This is a genomic window from Mesorhizobium sp. M6A.T.Ce.TU.016.01.1.1 (assembly GCF_003997065.1).
GTDB lineage: Bacteria > Pseudomonadota > Alphaproteobacteria > Rhizobiales > Rhizobiaceae > Mesorhizobium > Mesorhizobium mediterraneum.
The window spans coordinates 39,059-60,278 of record NZ_RZTJ01000007.1 but is presented as its reverse complement, the minus strand read 5'-3'; the positions used below and the strand labels follow the sequence as shown (position 1 = coordinate 60,278).

18 protein-coding genes are annotated in these 21,220 nt (G+C 62.3%); 6 read left to right on the top strand and 12 right to left on the bottom strand.

The genetic code is table 11. From position 1 onward, the window contains the following. The first annotated feature begins 51 nt into the window (after nucleotides 1–51). The 3 genes from EOC94_RS15455 to EOC94_RS15445 all read left to right on the top strand — a co-directional run bounded on the left by EOC94_RS15455 (nucleotide 52) and on the right by EOC94_RS15445 (nucleotide 1,746). The gene (locus EOC94_RS15455) at nucleotides 52–669 is read left to right on the top strand and encodes a DUF922 domain-containing protein (RefSeq protein ID WP_164759056.1); all 618 of its coding nucleotides are present in this window, start codon (nucleotides 52–54) and stop codon (nucleotides 667–669) included. A gap of 484 nt (nucleotides 670–1,153) precedes the next feature. Beyond that, nucleotides 1,154–1,372, top strand: a complete 219-nt coding sequence (locus EOC94_RS15450) for an AbrB/MazE/SpoVT family DNA-binding domain-containing protein (protein WP_280953365.1) — start codon at nucleotides 1,154–1,156, stop codon at nucleotides 1,370–1,372. Then, nucleotides 1,372–1,746 carry a type II toxin-antitoxin system VapC family toxin gene (locus EOC94_RS15445; protein ID WP_095485336.1) on the top strand — a complete coding sequence of 125 codons (375 nt, stop codon included), beginning with the start codon at nucleotides 1,372–1,374 and terminating at the stop codon, nucleotides 1,744–1,746. Before EOC94_RS15450 ends, EOC94_RS15445 begins: the two co-directional genes overlap by 1 nt. A 95-nt stretch (nucleotides 1,747–1,841) precedes the next feature. Here EOC94_RS15445 and EOC94_RS15440 read toward each other — a convergent pair whose 3' ends face one another. From EOC94_RS15440 to EOC94_RS15430, 3 genes are all read right to left on the bottom strand, one after another. After that, complete coding sequence (locus EOC94_RS15440; RefSeq protein WP_127291587.1) at nucleotides 1,842–2,870, bottom strand: NAD(P)/FAD-dependent oxidoreductase; 1,029 nt, start codon at nucleotides 2,868–2,870, stop codon at nucleotides 1,842–1,844. Between the two features lie 206 nt (nucleotides 2,871–3,076). After that, the gene (locus EOC94_RS15435; protein WP_006334837.1) at nucleotides 3,077–3,397 is read right to left on the bottom strand and encodes a 2Fe-2S iron-sulfur cluster-binding protein; all 321 of its coding nucleotides are present in this window, start codon (nucleotides 3,395–3,397) and stop codon (nucleotides 3,077–3,079) included. A 100-nt stretch (nucleotides 3,398–3,497) separates the two neighbouring features. Then, nucleotides 3,498–3,866, bottom strand: coding sequence for an Hpt domain-containing protein (locus tag EOC94_RS15430; protein ID WP_095485577.1), 369 nt, complete (start codon nucleotides 3,864–3,866; stop codon nucleotides 3,498–3,500). Between the two features lie 273 nt (nucleotides 3,867–4,139). Between EOC94_RS15430 and EOC94_RS15425 the strand changes: the two genes are divergently transcribed. Beyond that, nucleotides 4,140–10,601 carry a kinesin gene (locus EOC94_RS15425; RefSeq protein WP_127291584.1) on the top strand — a complete coding sequence of 2,154 codons (6,462 nt, stop codon included), beginning with the start codon at nucleotides 4,140–4,142 and terminating at the stop codon, nucleotides 10,599–10,601. Nucleotides 10,602–10,682: 81 nt separating this feature from the next. On the opposite strand, the gene EOC94_RS15420 is transcribed toward EOC94_RS15425, so the two are convergent. The 6 genes from EOC94_RS15420 to EOC94_RS15395 all read right to left on the bottom strand — a co-directional run bounded on the left by EOC94_RS15420 (nucleotide 10,683) and on the right by EOC94_RS15395 (nucleotide 15,937). After that, complete coding sequence (locus tag EOC94_RS15420) at nucleotides 10,683–11,126, bottom strand: SRPBCC family protein (RefSeq protein WP_029352946.1); 444 nt, start codon at nucleotides 11,124–11,126, stop codon at nucleotides 10,683–10,685. A gap of 151 nt (nucleotides 11,127–11,277) precedes the next feature. Continuing rightward, complete coding sequence (locus EOC94_RS15415; RefSeq protein WP_126106419.1) at nucleotides 11,278–11,673, bottom strand: DUF2314 domain-containing protein; 396 nt, start codon at nucleotides 11,671–11,673, stop codon at nucleotides 11,278–11,280. Between the two features lie 150 nt (nucleotides 11,674–11,823). Beyond that, nucleotides 11,824–12,492, bottom strand: a complete 669-nt coding sequence (locus EOC94_RS15410; protein WP_185928242.1) for an ABC-type transport auxiliary lipoprotein family protein — start codon at nucleotides 12,490–12,492, stop codon at nucleotides 11,824–11,826. Between the two features lie 46 nt (nucleotides 12,493–12,538). Further along, a complete protein-coding gene (locus EOC94_RS15405; protein ID WP_126106417.1) occupies nucleotides 12,539–13,912 on the bottom strand; it encodes an MlaD family protein in 1,374 nt (457 codons plus the stop codon). Nucleotides 13,913–13,926: 14 nt separating this feature from the next. Further along, on the bottom strand, nucleotides 13,927–14,748 hold the full coding sequence (locus EOC94_RS15400; protein WP_095485341.1) for an ABC transporter ATP-binding protein: 822 nt from the start codon (nucleotides 14,746–14,748) through the stop codon (nucleotides 13,927–13,929). Between the two features lies 1 nt (nucleotide 14,749). Beyond that, the gene (locus tag EOC94_RS15395) at nucleotides 14,750–15,937 is read right to left on the bottom strand and encodes an ABC transporter permease (protein ID WP_127291582.1); all 1,188 of its coding nucleotides are present in this window, start codon (nucleotides 15,935–15,937) and stop codon (nucleotides 14,750–14,752) included. 100 nt (nucleotides 15,938–16,037) lie between these two features. Between EOC94_RS15395 and dgcA the strand changes: the two genes are divergently transcribed. Then, nucleotides 16,038–17,021, top strand: coding sequence for an N-acetyl-D-Glu racemase DgcA (dgcA, locus tag EOC94_RS15390; RefSeq protein WP_127291579.1), 984 nt, complete (start codon nucleotides 16,038–16,040; stop codon nucleotides 17,019–17,021). On the opposite strand, the gene EOC94_RS15385 is transcribed toward dgcA, so the two are convergent. Continuing rightward, nucleotides 16,992–18,209, bottom strand: coding sequence for an MFS transporter (locus EOC94_RS15385; protein ID WP_127291577.1), 1,218 nt, complete (start codon nucleotides 18,207–18,209; stop codon nucleotides 16,992–16,994). The genes dgcA and EOC94_RS15385 overlap by 30 nt on opposite strands. Nucleotides 18,210–18,337: 128 nt before the next feature. Continuing rightward, on the bottom strand, nucleotides 18,338–19,159 hold the full coding sequence (locus tag EOC94_RS15380) for a UDP-2,3-diacylglucosamine diphosphatase (protein WP_127291574.1): 822 nt from the start codon (nucleotides 19,157–19,159) through the stop codon (nucleotides 18,338–18,340). A gap of 119 nt (nucleotides 19,160–19,278) precedes the next feature. On the opposite strand from EOC94_RS15380, the gene EOC94_RS15375 reads away from it, so the two are divergent. Further along, nucleotides 19,279–20,058, top strand: coding sequence for an SDR family oxidoreductase (locus tag EOC94_RS15375; RefSeq protein ID WP_127204146.1), 780 nt, complete (start codon nucleotides 19,279–19,281; stop codon nucleotides 20,056–20,058). A gap of 82 nt (nucleotides 20,059–20,140) precedes the next feature. On the opposite strand, the gene EOC94_RS15370 is transcribed toward EOC94_RS15375, so the two are convergent. Further along, nucleotides 20,141–21,214: an alpha/beta fold hydrolase gene (locus tag EOC94_RS15370; protein ID WP_127291797.1), complete on the bottom strand. Its 1,074-nt coding sequence runs from the start codon at nucleotides 21,212–21,214 to the stop codon at nucleotides 20,141–20,143. Nucleotides 21,215–21,220: the final 6 nt, after the last annotated feature.

The following is a 21,220-nucleotide window of genomic DNA, read 5'->3' as shown; positions in this document are numbered from 1 at the left end:
AATTCCGTTGCGCCGGCAACGGCCGTAACGCAAGGTGGGCAAAGAGGCAACATGATGAAACGATCCCTGCTTTGCGCCCTGATGCTCGCTTTTTCCGCCTTGCCGGCGGGCACAGCGAGCTTGGTAAAGACATATAGCTACTTCAGCATCGGCGGCAGAACGCTCGATGATATCGGAACCCAGCTTACGAAACTCGGGCCCCAGGTGAAAAGCACGGGGATGCGGCATCCAGGCGCCACACAGATGGCGTTCACCACCCGCGTAAGCTACGCGGAAAAATCGAATTCCTGCCGGATTGCCGACGCCAACGTCACTGTCAAGGTCAAGGTCATCCTTCCCGAATGGCGCCGCTCGGGCAAGGCCGATGCGGGCGTAAGGCTTTTCTGGGACACGTTGTCGGCCGACATCAAGCGCCATGAGGACCGCCATGTCGAAATCGCCAAGAACCATGCCCGCGAACTCGAGGATGCGCTGAAGGCGACCTACCCGCGGAAGAATTGCCAGGAGGCCAAGACCAAGGCCGCGGAAATCGCTGCCGCTATTCTTGCCAAGCACGACCGGGCCCAGGTGCAATTCGATCGCGTCGAAACCATCAATTTCGAAAGCCGCATCCTGCGGCTGCTGCGCTATCGCATGGAGCGCATCGAGAACGGCCGGCTGCCGGGTTAGTTTGGGCCAGATGATAACGATTTAGGCACTGGCAGGGCCTTCGCCTCGACACATCAGGCATCGCCTGCTATTGCCACGCCGCTGTTATACGAAACGCATGCCGGCCGGCGATCCCGCCTGGCGGGATTCGAAGCCCCGTTGCCCTAACGAGGTCCACAGCCCAAATTCAGAGGGTCCGATTTCCGGCCTATCGCCGTCACCGGCGCTTAGACGGACGACCTCGGCTCTTCCTCTGGAAACGGTGCCGCCGGCGGGCGGACGGAGTGGATCGATTGACAGATCTGTCAGCGAAGCGGCCACGGCGCCGATAGCGGCGCCGTCTCACTTTTCTCCTGCGTGCCCCACGTCTGCATTTGACATCCCCAAGCCGGGCTACCGTATATCCGTGATGTCTCAATAATGTACCGAGGCCAGACGGCTGCCGTAAGCTCCTTGCACTGGCCCTCATTGCGTCTTACGTTTGGCGCATCGATTAAGTAAGGGTATGATAATGCCGGAGACTGCAACCCTGTCCTCGAAGTTCCAGATATCGATCCCCAAGGCGATCCGGACCGCCCAGCATTGGGAAGCGGGTTTGACCTTTGCCTTCATCCCGAAGGGAACGGGCGTGCTACTCGTCCCTGTGCCGAAGCGGGAAGCGCTGAAGGGGCTGGCGAAGGGCGCTTCGGCGACGGAATATCGCGACCGGTCGGACCGTTTGTGATGGTGCTCGTCGATACCTCGGCTTGGATCGAATGGCTGATAGGCTCTCCAACGGGAGAGCAGGTGGCCGAGCATCTGCCCGAGCAAGCCGACTGGCTCGTTCCGACCATGGTGCAGTTGGAACTCGCAAAATGGCTCACTCGCGAAGTAGGCGAAGACAAAGCCGATCAGACCATCGCCTTTACGCAGGTCTGCACGGTGGCCCCGCTTGACACGGAAATCGCCCTAGCGGCCGCCGAAGCCTGCCGGAAGCACAAATTGGCGACCGCAGATGCGATCATTTTCGCAACCGCTCGGGCGCATGACGCGACGCTCCTGACTTGTGACAAGCATTTCGAGAGCCTGCCAGTCGTCACCCTCATCGAAAAGATCTAGCGCTGACATTGTTGGCCGCAGGGTGATGTCGGCTCCGACAGCTCACGACCCATTGCTGCCCTACGCGTCGGGTACCAAGCGTCAGGCTTTCACCACTAGCCGGCGACGCCGAGCTTCTTCTGCAGGCTGGTCGACGAGGTCGTATACTGGAATACGATGCGCTCGCCGGGGCTGACGATGCGCTTGGCTGCCTGCGCCATCAGGGCGACCTCATGGAAGCCCGATAGGATCAGCTTCAGCTTGCCGGGATACCAGTTGATGTCGCCGACGGCAAAGATGCCCGGTACCGACGTCTGGAATTTCTCGGTGTCGACCGGGATCATGTTCTCATGAAGATTGAGGCCCCACTCGGCGATCGGTCCGAGCTTCATGGTCAGGCCGAAAAACGGCAGCATCCGCGTGCACGGCACCTCGGTTTCACCGTCCGGTCCCTTGATGGTCGCGGAGGAAAGCTGGCCGTCCGTGCCGGTCAGTCCCGTCACCTGCCCGACCTGGAAATCCAGTTCCTTCATTTCTTGCATGGCATACATCTTGTTGACGCTGTCGGGCGCCGCGCGGAATTCCGGCCGCCGGTGGACCAGCGTCACGCTCTTGGCCACCGGCTGCAGGTTCAGCGTCCAGTCGAGCGCCGAATCGCCGCCACCGACGATGACGAGGTCGTGGCCGCGGAATTCCTCCATCCGGCGAACCGAGTAGAAGACGCTCTTGCCTTCATAAAGCTCGATGCCCGGAATCGGCGGCCGCTTCGGCTGGAAGGAGCCGCCGCCGGCGGCGATAACCACAACCTTGGCTTCAAACACCTCGTTCTCGTCGGTGACGACGCGAAAGCTGCCGTCCTCGAGCTTTTCGAGGCTTGAGACCATGCGGTTAAAGGTGTAGTCGGGCTTGAACGGCGCGATCTGCTCAAGCAGCTTGTCGACCAAGCCCTGCGCCGAGATCGATGGCCAACCGGGAATGTCGTAGATCGGCTTTTCCGGATAGAGTTCGGCGCATTGCCCGCCGGGCCGGTCGAGTATGTCGATCAGATGGCATTTCATATCGAAGAGGCCGAGCTCGAACACGGCGAACAAGCCGACAGGCCCCGCCCCGACAATCAATGCGTCCGTCCTGGTGATATCGGTCATGAATGCGCCTTCGATGCGCAGGGCCTCGAAAACCGGAATCGATTTTCGCTGGGGATCATGCGCCAATCACAGTGCTACAGCGCCCTTTGCGCGTCCGAGCGGACGCACGGCGCTGTAGAGAACGGCGCGACACTGCATGACCATTGGCCCGCTGCCAAGCCGGGGCCGGAACAATCGGCTATAAACCCCGCTTCAGCCTTCACGCCTCAGCCTTGGCGGGCGGGCACGCGCACAACCAGGCCGTCGAGTGCGTCGCGCACCTTGATCTGACAGGAGAGCCGCGAGTTCGGCTGGACGTCGTAGGCGAAGTCCAGCATGTCCTCTTCCATGGCTTCCGGCTCGCCGACCTCCGCCGTCCATGCCTCGTCGACATAGACATGGCAGGTCGCGCAGGCGCAGGCGCCACCACATTCGGCCTCGATCCCCGGCACGGCGTTGCGGATCGCGTTTTCCATGACGGTCGAGCCGTTTTCGGCATCCACGTCAAAATGTGTGCCGTCATGGGCGATGAAGGTCAGCTTGGTCATTTGTCACCTGAAGGGAGTCTCAGCCGAGATAATCACTCCGGCAGACAAGTCAACTGCCGCGCAAAAGCGGCGCTCTATGCCGTTTTTTTCGGAAATGGGTTTAACGGCTGATGGCGGCGACGAAATCGCGGACTTCTTCGATCAGCGAGCCAAGCCGCTTGAGGGTATTGGTATCTTCAGGCTGAAGTTCGATCGCGCTGGCGCAATCGGCAATGGCGAAGGCGCCGATGCCGCGCGCCGAGCCCTTCAGCCCGTGCGCCAGAAGCAGTCGTTGCCTGACATCGGCGTCGACGATCTTGTCGCGAACGGACAGCGCCTGCTGCACGAACAGCGCCAGCACCTCCTGCTCGAGGCTGCGGTCGCCCATCGTCTGGCGCGCGAGATGCGCCAGGTCCACCGGCCGCGACCCGGCCGTTCCCGATACGTCGCCGCCGGGCATCGAGAAGGCAATGCCGTTTTCGCCACGCATGAATCTGCAACTCCGTTGTTCGACTGCCGAAAAAAATAGGCGCATCCTGTGGACGGCGGGTTAATGATTGGCCCGGAAAAATGTTGCGATAACGGCGCCGGAATCACAGTTCTGTTAACCTTATATTTAAAGTTTTACGTATCGCGCCGAATGCATGTTTTCTTTACCCCGGTGTGTCATTACGATACGACAGGTCCATTTTCAGCCTCTTGCGTGGGACACGACAAGCAGAATCAATAAGTCCCGCGGCAGCTTGTACAGGGTAGCGAAGGCATGGCGAAGAAAACAACGACGACAAGAACGCTCGATAGCGACGTAGCCAGGGAACTCGAAAAAGCACTTGATATCGACCTGAGCGGGGATGCCGGCGGCGACCTCGACATCGCGGCGTCGATGGAAGACCTGGAAGCGCAGATATCGCAGGCTGCCGACGAGTTGGCACGCGAAGGCCGTAACCAGAATGCCGAGCCTGTCGCCAACCAAGGCCAGAATGCCGAGCCTTTCGCCAACCAGAGCCAGAAGGCGGAGCCTGCCGCCAACCAGGACCAGAAAGCCCAAGACCAGAAAGCAAAGCCCGCGGCAAAGGCCAAGCTGGCTGAACTGCGCCCTGTGGAAACGCGCAATAGCCAGCAGCCGGCCGGTTTCACACCAGCCAATGACCCTCTTCAAAAAGATTACAAAACGCTGCTGCACACCCTCAATCGGCGTGCCTCGAACACGATCTACTGGGTCGTTGCGCTCGTTTCGCTCGCCTGGATCGCGGGCGCCGGTGCGCTGGCCAATCTGCTGTTTGGACCTGGCATCTGGCAAATCCGCACGCCCGACCAGTTTTTCGCCCGTCCTGAACTGATCGGCCTGGCGGTCGCTGCGATCCTACCCGTCCTCCTGTTCTGGGCGTTTGCAGCCATGATTCGCCGCGCCCAGGAAATGCGCATTGCCGCTCAGTCGATGACGGAAGTGGCCTTCCGCCTGACCGAGCCGGAAAATATCGCCCAGGATCGTGTCATGATGATCGGGCAGGCCGTTCGCCGCGAGGTGGCGGCCATGGGTGAAGGCATCGAGCGCACGCTTGCGCGAGCCGTCGAACTCGAAACCCTGGTCCACAGCGAAGTCAACCAGATCGAACGCTCCTACTCGGAGAATGAATCCCGCATCCGTTCGCTTGTCGACGGGCTGGGCAGCGAGCGCGAAGCGGTGGTCACCCACGCCGAACGCGTGCGCGCCTCGATCACTGGCGCGCATGAGACGCTGAAGGACGAAATCGGGGCTGCCAGCGACATCATTCGCGACAGCATTCTCAACGCCTCGACCAACCTGTCGATGACCATCACCAATTCCGGCGACACGCTGATCGACAGGATCAACCAGAGCTCGATGTCGATCTTCGATTCGGTGGAAGGCCGGCTCGAATCGATCACGGACCGGCTGTCGACCTCCGGCGAAGCCTTCGCCAGCCTTCTCGATACGCGCATCGCCAAGCTGACGGACACGACCGACGGCCTCACCCGGTCGCTGACCGATCTGCTCGACGATCGGACCTCCGGCATGGTGTCGCTGCTCGGCGGCGCCGCGCGCACGCTCAACTCCGAATTTGAAGCCAGCCTTAACGGCATTGAGCGGACGCTGGCCGAACGCGGCCAGACGCTGATTAGTGAGTTCCAGACCCGCGCCGAAGCGCTGGACACCGGCACCCAGAAGCTCAACGCCGCGCTCGAGGCCCGTGCACGCCAGATCAACGAGACCCTGGTCGAGCGCGCGCGCGAAATCGCCCACACCTTCCAGGAAAGCAAGGAGACGCTGTCGGCGATGATCGATCAGGGCAAGACCCAGATCGGCGCCGACATGGCCGATATCGTTTCGTCGACCTCGTCCATGCTTGAAGCACGCGCCGGCGATTTCGCCGGGCGCATGGAAGCGGCTCGTCATGTGGTGTCACGCTCCTTCGATGCCGATATCCAGCGGCTTGCCGATGCCCGCGTCGGCATCGAGGAAGCCGTCGAGAACCACAGCCGCAAGCTTTCCGAAAGCCGCGAACGCATGGCGGCGGCAATGCAGGCCGATCTGGCGAAATTCGCCGAAAGCCGCGCCGGCATCGACGCGGCTGTCACCGATCAGGTGCAGAAGCTTGCCGAAGGTCGCAGCCTGATCTCGCGCGCGCTCGAAGAGGATCTGCGCAAGGTCAACGAGTCGCGGGCCACCATCGATGCTTCGCTCGGCAGCCATCTCGAAAGCCTCGAAGAGGGCCGTAACAGGCTTTCACAGGCCTTGAACGAAGACTCCGGAAAACTTGTGCAAGCCCGCACGATCATTGATGAAATGGTTGCCGGCCATGTTGGCAAGCTGGCCGAAGGCCGCAGCATTCTTTCACGCGCTCTCGAGGCCGATCTCGGCAAGCTGGCCGACAGCCGCGCCAGCATCGACGGCCTGGTCGCCGGTCAGGTCGAGAAGATCGCCGAAGGTCGCGCCATCCTCGCCAAGGCGCTGGAAAGCGACATCGTCGGCATCAAGGGTCTCATCGAGAACCATTCCGCCAAACTGGCGGAAGACCGCACCGAGCTTTCGCGTTCGCTTGAAAACGACCTGTCCGGCATCAGGGGCCTGATCGAGCAACATTCGGGCAGGCTCGCCGACGATCGCAGCCTGCTTTCGCAGACGCTCGAGGCTGACCTCGCCAAATTGGCGGACAGCCGGTCGAGCATCGACGGCCTGGTCGCCGGCCAGGTCGAGAAGCTGGCCGAAGGCCGCGACATCCTCAAGCGCGCGCTTGAATCCGATCTCAACACGATCAAGGACGTCATATCAAGCCAGTCGGAAAAGCTGGCGGAAGACCGTGGTCAGCTCTCAAGGGCGTTGGAAACCGACCTGCAGAGCGTGAATGGCCTTATCTCCGATCACATGAACAGGCTCGCCGAGGATCGTTCAACCCTGTCGAAGGCGCTCGAGGACGATCTTGCCAAACTGGCCGAAAGCCGGTCGAGCATCGATGGTCTGGTTACCGGCCAGGTTGAGAAGTTGGCCGAGGGCCGCGACATCCTCAAGCGCGCGCTGGAATCCGATCTCAACACGATCAAGGACGTCATATCAGGCCAGTCCGAAAAGCTGGCGGAAGATCGCTCGACCCTGTCCAAGGCGCTCGAAGACGATCTCGCCAAGCTGGCGGAAAGCCGGTCGAGCATCGACGGGCTGGTTGCCGGCCAGGTCGAGAAGCTAGCCGAAGGTCGCGACATCCTCAGACGTGCGCTGGAAGCCGATCTCAACACGATCAAGGACGTCATATCAAGTCAGTCCGAAAAGCTGGCGGAAAACCGCTCGACCCTGTCCAAGGCGCTCGAAGACGATCTCGCGAAGCTAGCGGAAAGCCGGTCGAGCATCGACGGGTTGGTTGCCGGCCAGGTCGAGAAGCTATCCGAGGGCCGCGACATCCTTAGACGTGCGCTGGAAGCAGACCTCAATACGATCAAGGGTGTCGTCGCCGATCAGTCCCAGCAACTGACCGACAATCGTGCACAGTTTACGCGGGCCCTGGAGGCCGATCTCGGCAGCGTCAACGGTCTTGTAAACAGCCATGCCGAGAAGCTGATCCAGGACCGCTCGATCCTCTCCAAGGCGCTCGAAGACGATCTCGCCAAGCTGGCGGAAAGCCGGTCGAGCATCGACGGGCTGGTTGCCGGCCAGGTCGAGAAACTGGCCGAAGGCCGCGACATCCTCAGACGTGCGCTGGAAGCAGACCTGCAGAAAATTGCAGCGAGCCGCAGCGACGTAGACGACATCATCGCCGGCCATGTCGGCAAGCTGGCCGAAGGCCGCGACGCGCTGACCCGTGCGCTGGAGGACGATCTCTCCAAGCTCGCCGACACCCGCAAGGATGTCGACCGTTCGCTGTCCGGCCATATCGACCAGATCGCCGCCAGGAGCACCGATATTTCCGCGGCAATCGCCGCCGACGTCGAAAAAATCGAGCAGGCGTTCAGCCGGCAGACCGGCATCATCGAGGAGCGCGCCGGAACCATGGAGCGTGCGTTGTCGACCGGTGTCGACAACGTCCGCAGCGTGCTCGAAAAGAGCGCCGTCTTCGTTGCGGGAGCGCTGCGTGAAAAGGTCATGGAAGTCACCAGCGCGCTGCATGAGCAGGCGGGTGCTGCGTTCAGCGACGCCGATCGCAAGATCGCCGAACGTGCCGAGCAGACCTCGGCGGCCTTGCTCGCCAGGGCGGAGGATATCGCCCGCACCTTCGAGGAGGCGGATCGCCGCCTCGCCGCACGTGCCGAGGATACGTCGAGCGCGCTCATTGCCCGCGCCGAGGACACATCGAGCACCATCATGGCCCGTGTCGACGATACATCGAACTCCTTGCTGGCGCGCGCCCAGGAAACGGCCGATCAGCTGGCAGCCCGTGCCAGCGAGATCGCCGGCACATTCGATGCGGCGGACCAGAAGCTCGTTGCCCGCGCGGTCGAAACGGCGCAGTCGTTGGCCGCGCGCGCCGGCGACATCTTGCGCAATTTCGAAGGCGCCGACGAACGGCTCGGCGTGCGCATCGGCGAATCGGCCGAAGCGCTCGCGGCGCGGGCATCCGACCTTGGCCGCATTTTCGATGCTGCCGACCAGCAGCTGATGTCGCGCATTGCCGAAGGTTCGGAAGCGCTGTCGGCCCGCGCGTCCGAGATCGGCCGTATCTTCGACGAGGCGGATCACCGTTTGGTGTCCCGCATCGCCGACAGCTCGTCGACGATCGGAGAGCATACCGAGAACATCGTCGGGGCATTTGCCAGCACCGAGCAGCGGGTTGCCGAACGTGCGAGGCTGACCGGTCAGGAACTTGCCGTCCACGCCCGCGAAATCGAGCAGGCGCTGGCCGGCGCCGACGAGCGTCTGGCATCCAGCGCAGCAGCGGCGGCGGCTCGTGTCGAGGAGCAGGTTGCCGGCGTCGAAAACCGTCTCGTCTACACCACCGAGACGATAGGCCAGAAGCTCAACGAGCAGGTTTCGACTGCCGAGGCGCAACTCATTTCTCGCGCCAACGCGATTGCCGAAACCTTCACCGCGGTCGGCCAGCATATCGGCCAGAGCACCAACGACGCCGCAAAGACCATCGGCACCAACACCCGCGAGCTCAACACCATGCTTGCGGCACGTTCGGCCGAGATCTCGAAAATCCTCGACGAAACGGCACGGCCGCTGGTCGAGCGTTTCGCCCAGGGCGGCTCGGAGCTGCAAAAGAGCATGGAAGAGGTTACCGAGCGCGCGACCGAGAAGTTGCGCAGCGAAAACGCCGCCTTGGTCGACGCGCTCGCCAGCCGCACCGCCGAAACATTGTCGGCCGTCGAAGGCGCACGCTCGACGCTCGCCGACAGTGTCGCCGATCTCATCGGCCGCATGAGCACCTCGAGCTCGCAGCTCGGTCAGTTGATCGAGCAGGCGGCGGCCAATCTCGGCCAGGTCGACGAACGCCTGACCGGCAGCACGCAAAGCTTTGCGGCAACAACGGAAAAAGCCGCGCAAACCTTCGCCAGCTCGGCGCGCCTGGTCGATTCGAACACGACGCGGCTTACCGAATTGTCGTCTTCCACCTTGCGCGAGGTCGCCTCGATCGCCACCAAGTTCGACGAGCACAGCCGTCTGCTGTCCAGTGCTTCGGACCTGTTGAGTTCGGCGCAGAGCAACCTCGAACACACGCTCGAGAGACAGTCGTCGCTGGAGGACCTCGCCGTCGGCCTGGTCAAGAAGTCGGAGGATCTCGAAAAGGTCATGCGCTCGTTCGAGACGCTGGTCGGCCAGACGTTGCAGAACGCCGAAGGCAAGACGCTGGAGTCGGCGGACAAGATCCGTACCGCCATTTCCGACGTCGTCGATTCGGCAACGAAGCGCTTCGCCGACGCGACCGAGGAGATGCGGCGCACCGCCGGCTCGATCAAGAGCGAGCTCGACCTCACCCGCGCCGAGCTTAAGAAGGGCGTCATCGAGATGCCGGAAGAGGCAAAGGAATCGACCACGGCCATCCGCCGCGCCGTTTCCGAGCAGATCAACGCGCTGAAGGAACTCTCGGATATCGTTGCGAGATCGGGCCGCAGCACCTACACCTCGGAGCCGCGCAACCTGCGCCCGGCACCGCAAGCGCCTATCGCACGCGCCGCTGAGCCGCAGCGCCGTCCTCCAGCCCCGCAACCGGAGCCTCGCGCCCCGCAGGCGCCGTCGGGTGACACCGCACTGCGTGGCACGCTCGACCTGGAACGCCCGGCTGAGACCGCGCCGCGCCAGCGCGACCCCAATGGCCGTACGCCGCAAGGCGGCTGGGTGCGCGATCTCTTGACCGGGGCATCGCGCGAAGAGGCCGCCAAGCCCGCGCCGTCGGAAGCGCCACGCTCGGCCCCTGCCCAGCGCTCGCCGCTTCATGTCGTGGAGTCACTCAACTCGCTTTCCGTCGATATCGCCCGCGCCATCGATCACGATGCCTCGATCGAGTTGTGGAACCGCTACCGGCGCGGCGAGCGTGACGTGTTCACGCGGCGTCTCTACACGCTGAAGGGCCAGCAGACTTTCGATGAGATTCGCCGCAAATATCAGATGGAGGCGGAGTTCCGTGCCGCCGTCGACCGTTACTGCGATGATTTCGAAAAGCTGCTCAAGGACGTGTCGCGCAACGACCGCGACAACATGATGGCGCAGACCTATCTGACGTCAGACACAGGCAAGGTCTACACGATGCTGGCGCATGCCAGCGGCCGCCTGCATTGATCAGGCGATAAACGAAACGAAAAAAGGCGGGAGATTTTCCCGCCTTTTTTCATGCTGTGCCGACGTCCTCGGGATGATGCTCTATTGATTGATCTCCGGCTCGACGAGCCTTGCCAGGTTTCGCAGCGACTCCTGCCAACCGAGATAACAAGCCTCAGCTGGAATGACGTCCGGAACACCTGCCTGCGTGATATCCAGCTCCGTGCCGACCGATACTTTCTTCAAGATCACTGTCACCTGCATCTCACCGGGCAAGTTAGGATCGTCGAACTTGTCCGTATAGCGCAGGCGTTCGCCAGGAACGAGCTCGACATATTCACCGCCAAACGCGTGGCTTTTGTCCGTTGTGAAGTTGCGGAACGACATTTTGAATGTGCCGCCGACTTTGGGTTCCAGATGATAGACCGTGCAGGTAAAGCCGTTGGGCGGTAGCCATTTCGCAAGCGCGTCCGCCTCAAGGAATGCGCGATAGACTTTTTCTGGGCTGGTTGCCAGAACGCGGTGCAGGCGTACGGTACTGGGCATATCATCTATCCCTATGGTTGGAGTGTCGATCCATGCCAAGGACGAACGCGGCTTGACCGATCCGACAACAAGTTAGGATTTTTTGGAACCGGGGCCGCAGACCTTCATGTTGGCGACTGCTATCGGACCCGTTGCAGACATGAGACCGCGATCACGTTTGAGGCCAACGCTTCTTCGGTGTTTGTGCGGCCAAGGCAATGGTTTCCTCGCCACGTTCGCGAATATCGATCACATGACGGGCGGAAAACGGTAACTCAATCCCACTCCAAAGCTCATCATTCTGAGCAACTGCATACGGATCGTTATTGAGGACCCCCAAGTAGGCTCCGTCGATCCGCTCGCGCACCAGCACCCACATGCGCTCTACGGCGACGGGTTCATTCTCATCATCGACCGAAATTCGAAAGATCAGTTTCGCGTGATCTCCCGGTTGCAATCCTTCTCGTTCATGCGAATCGGGTATCCAGAATGTGTCCGGCGACGCCTGACGATATTCCTCGCCATCATCCAGGCACCACCCGTCCAATTGGAAATCCGGTTCACGCATTGCTCTATCTTAGCGGCCACATGGATGTCGGGAAACCACCCGAAACCGACTGTCGTCGACTACCGAGTTTTCGCACGGTGGTCGCAATCAAAGGAACCTGTTGACCATCATGCCGCCGCCAAGTAGCTGCGCCCGGCGTCCCTGGCTGTGTCAGATCACCGAATCGGTCCAGCGAACGATGTCCTTGGCGGCGTCGCCGAACGCAGCGTCGAGCGCGCCGACATAGGCCTGATTGCCGCTGCCCGAGACGGGCGCGCTCGCGGTAAAGCTCTTTGAGGCGCGTACCTCGCCATTGCGGTCGTTCAGTATCCGCACGAACAGGTCGACCTCGGCATGCTCGCCGCCGTCGACCCGGACTTCGAAGGCACGGACCTCGACGATCACCTGGTAGTCGATCGCCAGCCCCTCGCCCGGCTTGCCGACACCGGCGAAGCTGCCCGAGCGCTGGAATGTCTCGGCCAACCGCGCCTGCACGATCAGCGGCAGCCGATCGGCCCATTGCGCGCCCTTGAGGTACTGGATCGAACGCACGGTCGGCTTGATGACGATGTTCTGGCTGTCCAGCGCCTTGAGCGCGGAAGGCTGGGCGATGAGAATCTGGCGGCGGCTGTGGCCGCGCGCATCGAGCGGCGGTGCCGACAGTTCGAATGTGTCCAGGGGCGCCGGCCCGCCGCCCGGCAAAAACGCGCAACTGGCTAGCGAAAGCGTAAGCAGTGCCACTCCCGCTTTGAGCCCGCCCGATTTGACCCCGCCCAATTTAAGCACGACCGACTTCACACGCGATCCCCGTTGTCCCCGAATCGTATGAGCAATCCGCATCCGTAGCGCACTTGCCTGCTGTTCTTGGGGCGGGCGAAAGCCGAAGTCAACGCCGCACCCTGCCGTCGAATTGCCGGACCTCGCCTTCGCCGCCTGACAGGATCCGCTGCGGGTTGCGGCTGAGATCCGTCACCGCCTCTTCGATGCGGGTGATCGAACGGCGGCTGTCCTGGACCAGCGCTTCGACATTCTGCAGGCCCTGACCTGAGAATCGCGCCAGATTGTCGGTGATGGTGCCGAGGCGGGCGTTCAGCGTGTCGGCGACCTGCTTGAACGATCTCAGCGTATTCCTGGCATCGGCTATCATCCCGTCGGCCTGGCCCGAGCCGAGCAATGTATCGACTTTGGCGAGGATGCCGTCGACGCGCACCGAAGCGTCGTTGAGGCGCTCCGCGAGCTGCTGCGCGTCCTTGATCGTCTGGTCGATATCGTCGGCGCGGTTGGCGAATTTGTTGGTCACCTTGGCGATGTCGGCGGCAGCCTCGTTGGCGTTTTCGCTGGCCTTCTGAATGTTGGCCAGCGCGGTGCGAACCTGTGCCGGATCAATGCCGTCGAGAACGCCGTCGACCTTGGCCAGCGTGCCTTGCGTTCTTTGGGCGAAATCGTTGATCGATCCCACCGCGGTGTCGACATTCCTGACGACCCTGTCGAACTGCTTCGAGGTTTCCTTCAGATTCGTGGTCACCGTATCGACATTGGCGACGATGCTCTTGATCTGGTCCTTGTCGACGGCGTTGAGCAGCCCTTCCGCCGCCTTCAACGTGCCGTCGAGCTTGCCTGAGACCCCTCTCAACTCGTCCGACAGCGAACTAACGCTGGCGAGGAATTTGTCGATGCCGTCGGAATTCTTGGCCAGCGCATCGGAGAAGGTCTGCACGTTGTTGACCGTCTGCGTCAGCGGCCCGCGAACGTCCTTGGTAAAGCCTTCGAGCTGGGTGAGAACCGTATCGGCGCGGGTGAAGATGTTCTGCGCCGTCTGCAACAGGTTGGTGACCGCCGACGGATTGGCGACGATCTCGGCGACCTTGCCCTCCGCTTCCGCCTGGTCGAGAAGCTTCGCTTCCTTGGGGTCGGCGCCCTTGAGTTCGATATTGGCCTGGCCGGTGAGGCCGGCAAGGCCGATATCGGCCTGAGTCGATTTGGTGATCGGCGTCATGCGGTCTATTTCGGTGTCGGCGATGGCGGCGGTCGGATTGTCGACGTCGATATAGACGCGCCTGACATCCCCAACCCTGACGCCGTTGAACAGCACGAAACTGCCGCGACCGAGGCCGGAAGCCGATCCCGGAATGCGCACCCGCAGCATCGCCGTCTCACCCCTGTCGCCAATCGCGGCCGTCCAATAGACGAACGCGAATGCCGCCAGGATCGCGGCTAGCGTGAAAATGCCGACAATGACGTAGTTGGCTCTGGTTTCCATTTACCCACTTATGGCTATGCGCGCGCCGCAAGATCAAGTTGCCGCGCACGTTTTCCGCGGAAATAGGATTTCACCCAGGGTTCCTCGCTTCTGAGCATGTCGTTGATCGTGCCTTCGACCAGCACTTTCTTGTTGCCGAGCACGGCCACCCGGTCACAAGCGGTGAACAGCGTGTCGAGATCGTGCGTGACCATGTATACGGTCAGATCCATAGTATCGCGCAGCTTGACGACCAGTTCGTCGAACTCAGCCGCGCTGATCGGATCGAGGCCGGATGTCGGTTCGTCGAGGAACACGATGTCGGGGTCGAGCGCCAGCGCGCGCGCCAGCGCCGCACGCTTGATCATGCCGCCGGAAAGCTCGGACGGGAATTTCTGCGCCGCATCCGGCGGCAACCCGACCAGTTCGACCTTGAGCATCGCCAGCTCGTCCATCAGCTTTCTGGGCAGATCGAGATATTCGCGCATCGGCACCTGCACGTTCTCAAGAACCGTGAGCGCCGAAAACAGCGCGCCGTGCTGAAAGAGGACGCCAAGGCGCATGTCGATGCGAAGACGCTCCCTCTCGCTCGCCTTTTCGACATCGACGCCGAACAGCTTGATCGTTCCCGACTGTTTGTGCACCAGGCCAAGGATGGTGCGCAGGAGAACCGACTTGCCGGCGCCGGAGGCGCCGACAAAGCCGAGGATCTCGCCGCGCCTGATATCGAGCGACAATCTGTCGAGAATGACCTTGTCGCCGAAGGATACGGTGATGTCGTGCGCGGAAAGCACGATCTCATCTTCGCTGGCCCCTTCCGCAACCCCAGTCGCCTTTGTGCTGCCTTGCGTCGCCATGTCAGAACTCGATCGCCGCGTAGAACATAGCGAAAAGCCCATCGAGGATGATGACCACGAAGATCGACTTCACCACCGAAGCGGTCACGTGCTGTCCCAGCGATTCGGCGCTGCCGCCAACCTTCATGCCTTCGACCGACGCGATCGTGCCGATGATCATGGCCATGAACGGCGCCTTGATCAGCCCGGCAAAGATGGTGCTGAGATCGATAGCGACGCGCAACCGGTCGATGAACGCGGCCGGCGCAATGTCGGAATAGAGCCACGCCGCCGCGATGCCGCCGCCAAGTGCAGCGAAATTGGCGATGATCGTCAGGCAAGGCAGCGCGATCACCAGGGCGACCAGCCGCGGAAACACCAGCACGCCGATCGGATTGAGCCCGATGACCTTCAGCGCGTCGACCTCCTCGCGCATTTTCATCGAGCCGATTTCAGCCGTGATGGCGCTGCCCGAACGACCGGCGATCATGATCGCGGTCATCAGCACGCCGAGTTCGCGCAGGATCAGCACGCCGACCAGATCAACGACGAAGATATCGGCGCCGAAATAGCTGAGCTGGTAGGCGCCTTGCTGGGCGACGATCGCGCCGACGATGGCCGACATCAGCACGACCACCGGGATGGCGCCGACGCCCATGCGATCGATTTGGTTGAAGATCGCCGCCGGATTGACTGCATGGCCACGGCCGAGCTTCATCTGCGAGCCGCGTATCGTGGCGCCCAATATGTTCATCGAGGCCAGGAAGTCGTCGCGCATTTCATAGACGCGCCGGCCAACCGCCTCAAGCGCGCGAATGATGATGTTGGGCGGCTTTGTGCCGCCGGAATCGGGTTCGCGCCGAACAGCATCGCCGACGGCGCCGAGCAGGATCGAGGCGATCTCGCTTTGCCCTTGCAGCCTGATCTCGACGCCTTTCTTTTCGAAGGCGCTGACCAGGCGGTCGATCAGCCAGGCCCCGGCGGTATCCATCTTCTCGATATGCGAAAGGTCGAGCGCCAGCGTCTGGAAACCGCTGCGCTTCTCGATCTTGCGCATCTCGGCGTCGACCAGCGTCACGGTACGCGTCGTCCAGTTTCCGGAGAAGGCGCAGCCCAGAACGCCGCCCTCCTCACCGACCGCGACGCGCGGCTGGTGGTCGGCCTCCCTGGCGGTCGTGCCGCTTGCGAAGCGTTTGCGGATGGTCAACATGGCGTCCTGTTTAGCCTGACGGGCCAATCTGTTTAACCTGACGGAACCCACCTGTCGATTTGCCGACAAGCTCGTTGTCGCACAGCCGGAGCAGAAAAATATGGCGCGTGTCATTTCGGTCGAGGCCGAGCGCTTTCCCATCGCCGGAACATTCACCATTTCGCGCGGCTCGAAGACCGAAGCCGAAGTGATCGCTTGCACGATCAGCCAGGCCGACCATAGCGGGCGCGGCGAATGCGTCCCCTACAGGCGCTATGGCGAGACCATGGACGGTGTCCGCGATGCGATCGAGGCGATGCGGGAGCAGATTGAAGGCGGCATCAGCCGGGCCGCGCTGCTCGACGCCATGCCGGCAGGTGCTGCGCGCAACGCCGTCGACTGCGCGCTGTGGGACCTGGAGGCGAAGATCACAGGCAAGCCGGTCGCCTCCAGCATCTGCACGGCCCCACTGCGCAAGCTTGAGACGGCCTATACGCTATCGCTCGGCGAGCCCGAAGCGATGGCAGCCCAAGCCCGCGCCAACGCCCGGCGTCCGCTGCTCAAGGTCAAGATCGGCGGCGACAACGATATGGCCCGTATCCGCGCGATTAGGGAGGCGGCACCGCAAAGCCGCATCATCCTGGACGCCAATGAGGGTTGGACGGACGACGACATCGTTGCAAACCTGGCCTTCGCCGCCGAGCACGGCATCGCGCTGATCGAACAGCCGCTGCCGGCGGGCCGTGACGGCATCCTTAGCCACATCGCGCATCCGGTGCCGATCTGCGCCGATGAAAGCGTGCATGAGGCAGAGGGCCTTGCCTCGCTTGTCGGTTTTTACGATGCCGTCAACATCAAGCTCGACAAGTCGGGCGGCCTGACCGCCGCCCTCATCCTTCGCGATCGTGCCCGCGAATTGGGTTTTGGCGTCATGGTCGGCTGCATGGTCGGCACATCGTTGGCCATGGCGCCGGCGGTGCTGTTGGCGCAGGATGCCGATTTCGTCGATCTCGATGGTCCGCTGCTGCTTGCCCGCGACCGTGTTCCCGGTCTCGTCTACCAAGGTTCGCTGGTGTCACCGCCCGATACGGCGCTGTGGGGCTGAACGCGCTGCAAATCCGATCAGCGCCAAGCCGATCAGAGCGATCGGGATCATGGCAAAAAACCCATCCACGCCGAAGCGGTCATAGAGAGGGCCGGACATGAGCGTCACCACGGCCGTGAAAAAGCCGTTGGAGAAATAGGCGATGCCTTGAGCGGCCCCGGTGCGTTCCTCCGCGACCGTCTCGCCGATCATTTTCTGCAGGCCGATCAGCACCAGCGCCACGGAAACCGCGTGCAGCGTCTGGACTGCGAAAAATCCGGCAACCCCAAGGCCGAGCGGCCAGACCAAGGGGAAGGCAATCCAGCGCACGATCGCGCCTATTCCGGCCATCACCATGATCGACACGACCGAGAAGGAGCCGAAAACCCGGGTGAAGATCATGAACATGCCGATCTCGGCCACCACACCCCAACCCCAAAGCAGCCCGACAACCTGATCGCCGATGCCGATCGATTTCCAGTAGATCGACACGAAGCCGTAGAGAAATGCGTGGCTGGCGGTGATGACGCCGACGCCGATGGAGAAATACAGGAAATAGGCGTTGAGGAGTTTTGGTGCCGATTGCTGAATGTCGGTCGCCGAAAGCGGCGAAGCACGGCGGGGGCGGCCGAGCCGCGGCGCGATCAGTCCGACGACAAGTGCAGCGCCAAACGCCACGAAAATGATCATCGGAACAGCCTGGGCGCCGGTCCGCGACAGGATGAAACCGCCCGTAAGATTTGCGCACAGATAGGAGATCGATCCCCATTTGCGCATGCTTGCATAGTTGGAGCCGAAGCGGCGCACCCCCGACAGCGCCAGCGAATCGGCGATCGGCGAATGCGGCGTCCAGACGACAGCGAGCGCCAGCGAGACGGCGAGCACGATGGCGTAGGTCGGCGTCAGGAAATAACCCGCGGACAGCGCCAGCGATGCGGCCATCAGCGCGACATAGACGTGGGCGCGGTCGCTCGCCCTGTCTGCCAGTGCCGTCAGCAATGGCGTCGTCACCACGCGCAGGAACATTGGTGCTGCGAGAATGACCGCTATCTGCTCGGCATCAAAACCTTCCGCCTGCAGCCACAGCGGGAAATATGGCAAATGCGTCCCCAGCGGCACGAAAAGCGTGAAGAAAATCAGGCCCATGCGCAGTTCGAAATGACGCGGCTTGACGAGCTGTTCAGGTGAAAGCGGCGGCAGGGAGGACATCAGCGGGCAATCCGTCGGCGCTCCGTTGGGCTGAGTCGGCCTGCAGCGCACGCAATCTCATAACATGCTGAAAAAGTCGGCGGAACCGCGTGGACTAATCGATTAGAGGGAGTTGAGGTCGGGTTTGGTCAGGCCGCCTGGACCGCCCTGCCCTTGATGTCGATCGGCACCAGCAGCTCGCTGCCGACCGGCGCCTCCGGCAGGACGTGCGCCCAGCGCAGGATCTCCATCTGGCCGTCGAAATGTTCGACCACCGCGGTGCAGCTCTCCACCCAGTCGCCGGTGTTGATATACTGCACATCCTCGTAGTTTTCGATCGCGGCGTGGTGGATGTGACCGCAGATCACGCCGTCGACATGCGAACGGCGCGCTTCCTCGGTCAGCATGGTCTGGAACGATCCGATGAAATTCACCGCCTTTTTGACGTTGACCTTGGCCCAGGACGAAAACGACCAGTAAGGCAGGCCAAGCAGTTGGCGAAGCCGCGTCACCACGCGGTTGACGAGCATGGCCCCGTCATAGGCGTAGTCGCCGAGATAGGCGAGCCAGCGCGCATTGTGGACGACGGTATCGAACTGGTCGCCATGGATGACAAGAAAACGTTTGCCGTCGGCGGTCTCGTGGGTGGCGCGATCGGCGACGACGATGCCGCCGAAATGCACGCCCTGGAACTGGCGCGCGAACTCGTCGTGATTGCCGGCGATGTAGGTGATGCTGGCGCCCTTGCGTGCCTTGCGCAGCAATTTCTGGACGACGTCATTGTGGCTCTGTGGCCAGTGCCAGCTCCGTCTCAGCCGCCAGCCGTCGACGATATCGCCGACGAGATAGATGATATCGGCGTCGTGATGGCGCAGGAAATCGATCAGGAACTCGGCCTTAGCAGCCTTCGATCCGAGATGGACGTCGGAGATGAACATGCTGCGGAAAGTGCGGGGCTCTGCGCCAGGCATGGGATTCTCACCGTTGCTTTCGCGTTGGCTATGCCCCGATTCATGCAACAACCGTATGACGGTTGCGATTGGTCCAGCCAAAGGGCTAGTTTGCCGCGCAAATCAGAGGAGAAATCGCCATGGATCTCGGTATACGCGGAAAAAAGGCCATCGTCTGTGCTTCGGGCAAGGGCCTTGGGCGGGGCTGCGCCATGGCGCTGGCCGAGGCCGGCTGCGATCTGGTCATCAATGGGCGCAACGCCGACCAACTGGCAAAGACCGCCGCCGAACTGCGCGAAAGATTTGGCGTCAAGGTGACCGAGATCGTCGGCGACGTGTCGAAGCGCGAGGTGCAGAAGGCGCTGCTTGCCGCCTGCCCCGATCCCGATATCCTCGTCAACAACAATGGCGGACCGCCGTTTCGCGATTTCCGCGAGCTCGACCGCGAAAAGATTCTCGAAGGCGTCACCCAGAATATGGTGACCCCGGTCGAACTGGTTCAGGCTGTGATCGACGGCATGGCCGAGCGCGGCTTCGGCCGCATCGTCAACATCACCTCGCTGTCGGTCTATGTTCCCATTCCCGGCCTCGATCTGTCGTCCGGCGCACGCGCCGGCCTGACGTCGTTCCTTGCCGGCGTGGCGCGGACGGTGATCGACCGCAATGTGACGATCAACAACATGCTGCCGGGCAAGATCGACACCGACCGGCTGCGCCCCCCGCACGAAGCCGGCACTCCCGAAGATCCGGCTGCCGCCGCCGCGCGCAAGACCGAGGCAGCAGCCAACGTTCCGGCCAAGCGGCTCGGCACGCCAGAGGAATTCGGCCAGATCTGCGCCTTCCTGTGCTCGGTCCATGCCGGCTACCTGACCGGGCAGAACATACCGGTCGACGGCGGCGCCTATGTCAGCGCGTTCTGATCGCGCGGCGCGGGGAGCGGCCAGTATGACACTGTTGGTGCGGCTGCTGCGCCCGCAGGACACATAAACGACCCTTCATGGTTCATCCCTCCGGGCGACCGAGAAACCGCTTCACAGCGTCGAGGAACACACCGCGCCCTGCGGCCTCGCGGTCGAGATGGACGAAGTGGGTGGCTTCCGGGATGTCCAGACGTTCCGCTTTTGGTGCTTCGTCTACGATTGTCTTCGCATCCTCCGGCCGGCTCCAGAAATCCCGTCCGGAGCGGATGATGAGCACTGGCATGGTGAGTGCCGCGGCAGACCATTGCCGGCGATCGAATGCCAGTTCGAAGCTGTCGGCCATGGCGCCGCTCGGTGACCGGAAACTCGGCGGCTGGCGCGTCGACGCCGTCTCGTCGGAGGCGAGTGCCGCATCACCATAGGCTGCCGTCACCGCGGGATCGCGCCACTGAGCCTTGTCCGCGACCGGGATGCTGTCGTCCCAGGCGTTGAATAGGGTCGCACGTGTATTCAGCCGATAACCGCCGAACGATTGGATACTAAACGTCCCAGGCCGGTCGGGATTTTCAAGCGGCGAGCCGGTACCAAGGGTGGGATGCCGGTCTGAGCCTCCATACAGGGTGTTGTAGAGGACGAGCCGATCAACCGTCTGCGGAAACCGGCTGGCATAGGCGCCGGCCCAATGCCCGCCGGTGGCCCAGCCGACGAGGCTGACCCTTGAAACGTCGCTCCATTTGGCGATGGCGTCGACCGTTGCGGAAATATCCGCCACGACGTCTTCGGTGCGGATCAGAGGAGCGGACTGGTCGGGCGGCCTGTTCATGGCCGCAGGGCGGCTCGATGCGCCGTAGCCGCGAATATCCAGGACATAGACAAGATGCCCGTCAGCCGCGAGGTCGGCGGCAAGCGATCCGCCCGCAACGGGCAGATCGAAGGACGCAACGCCGGGCACGCGTGCGCCATGGATGAGGAGGACGGCGGAGTTGGCTTCGGACGCTGCGCCAGGACGGCGCACCTCCCGGACGAAGAGGCGCTCGCCCGTCCGAAGTTCGACGAACCTGTCGACCCGGACGAGATCCGGCTCTCCTGCCGATGCTGGAGCGGCGGCCATCATGGCTGCTGTGAGCACGAGGGGGAGGACGGTAAAGTGGGACATCATGAT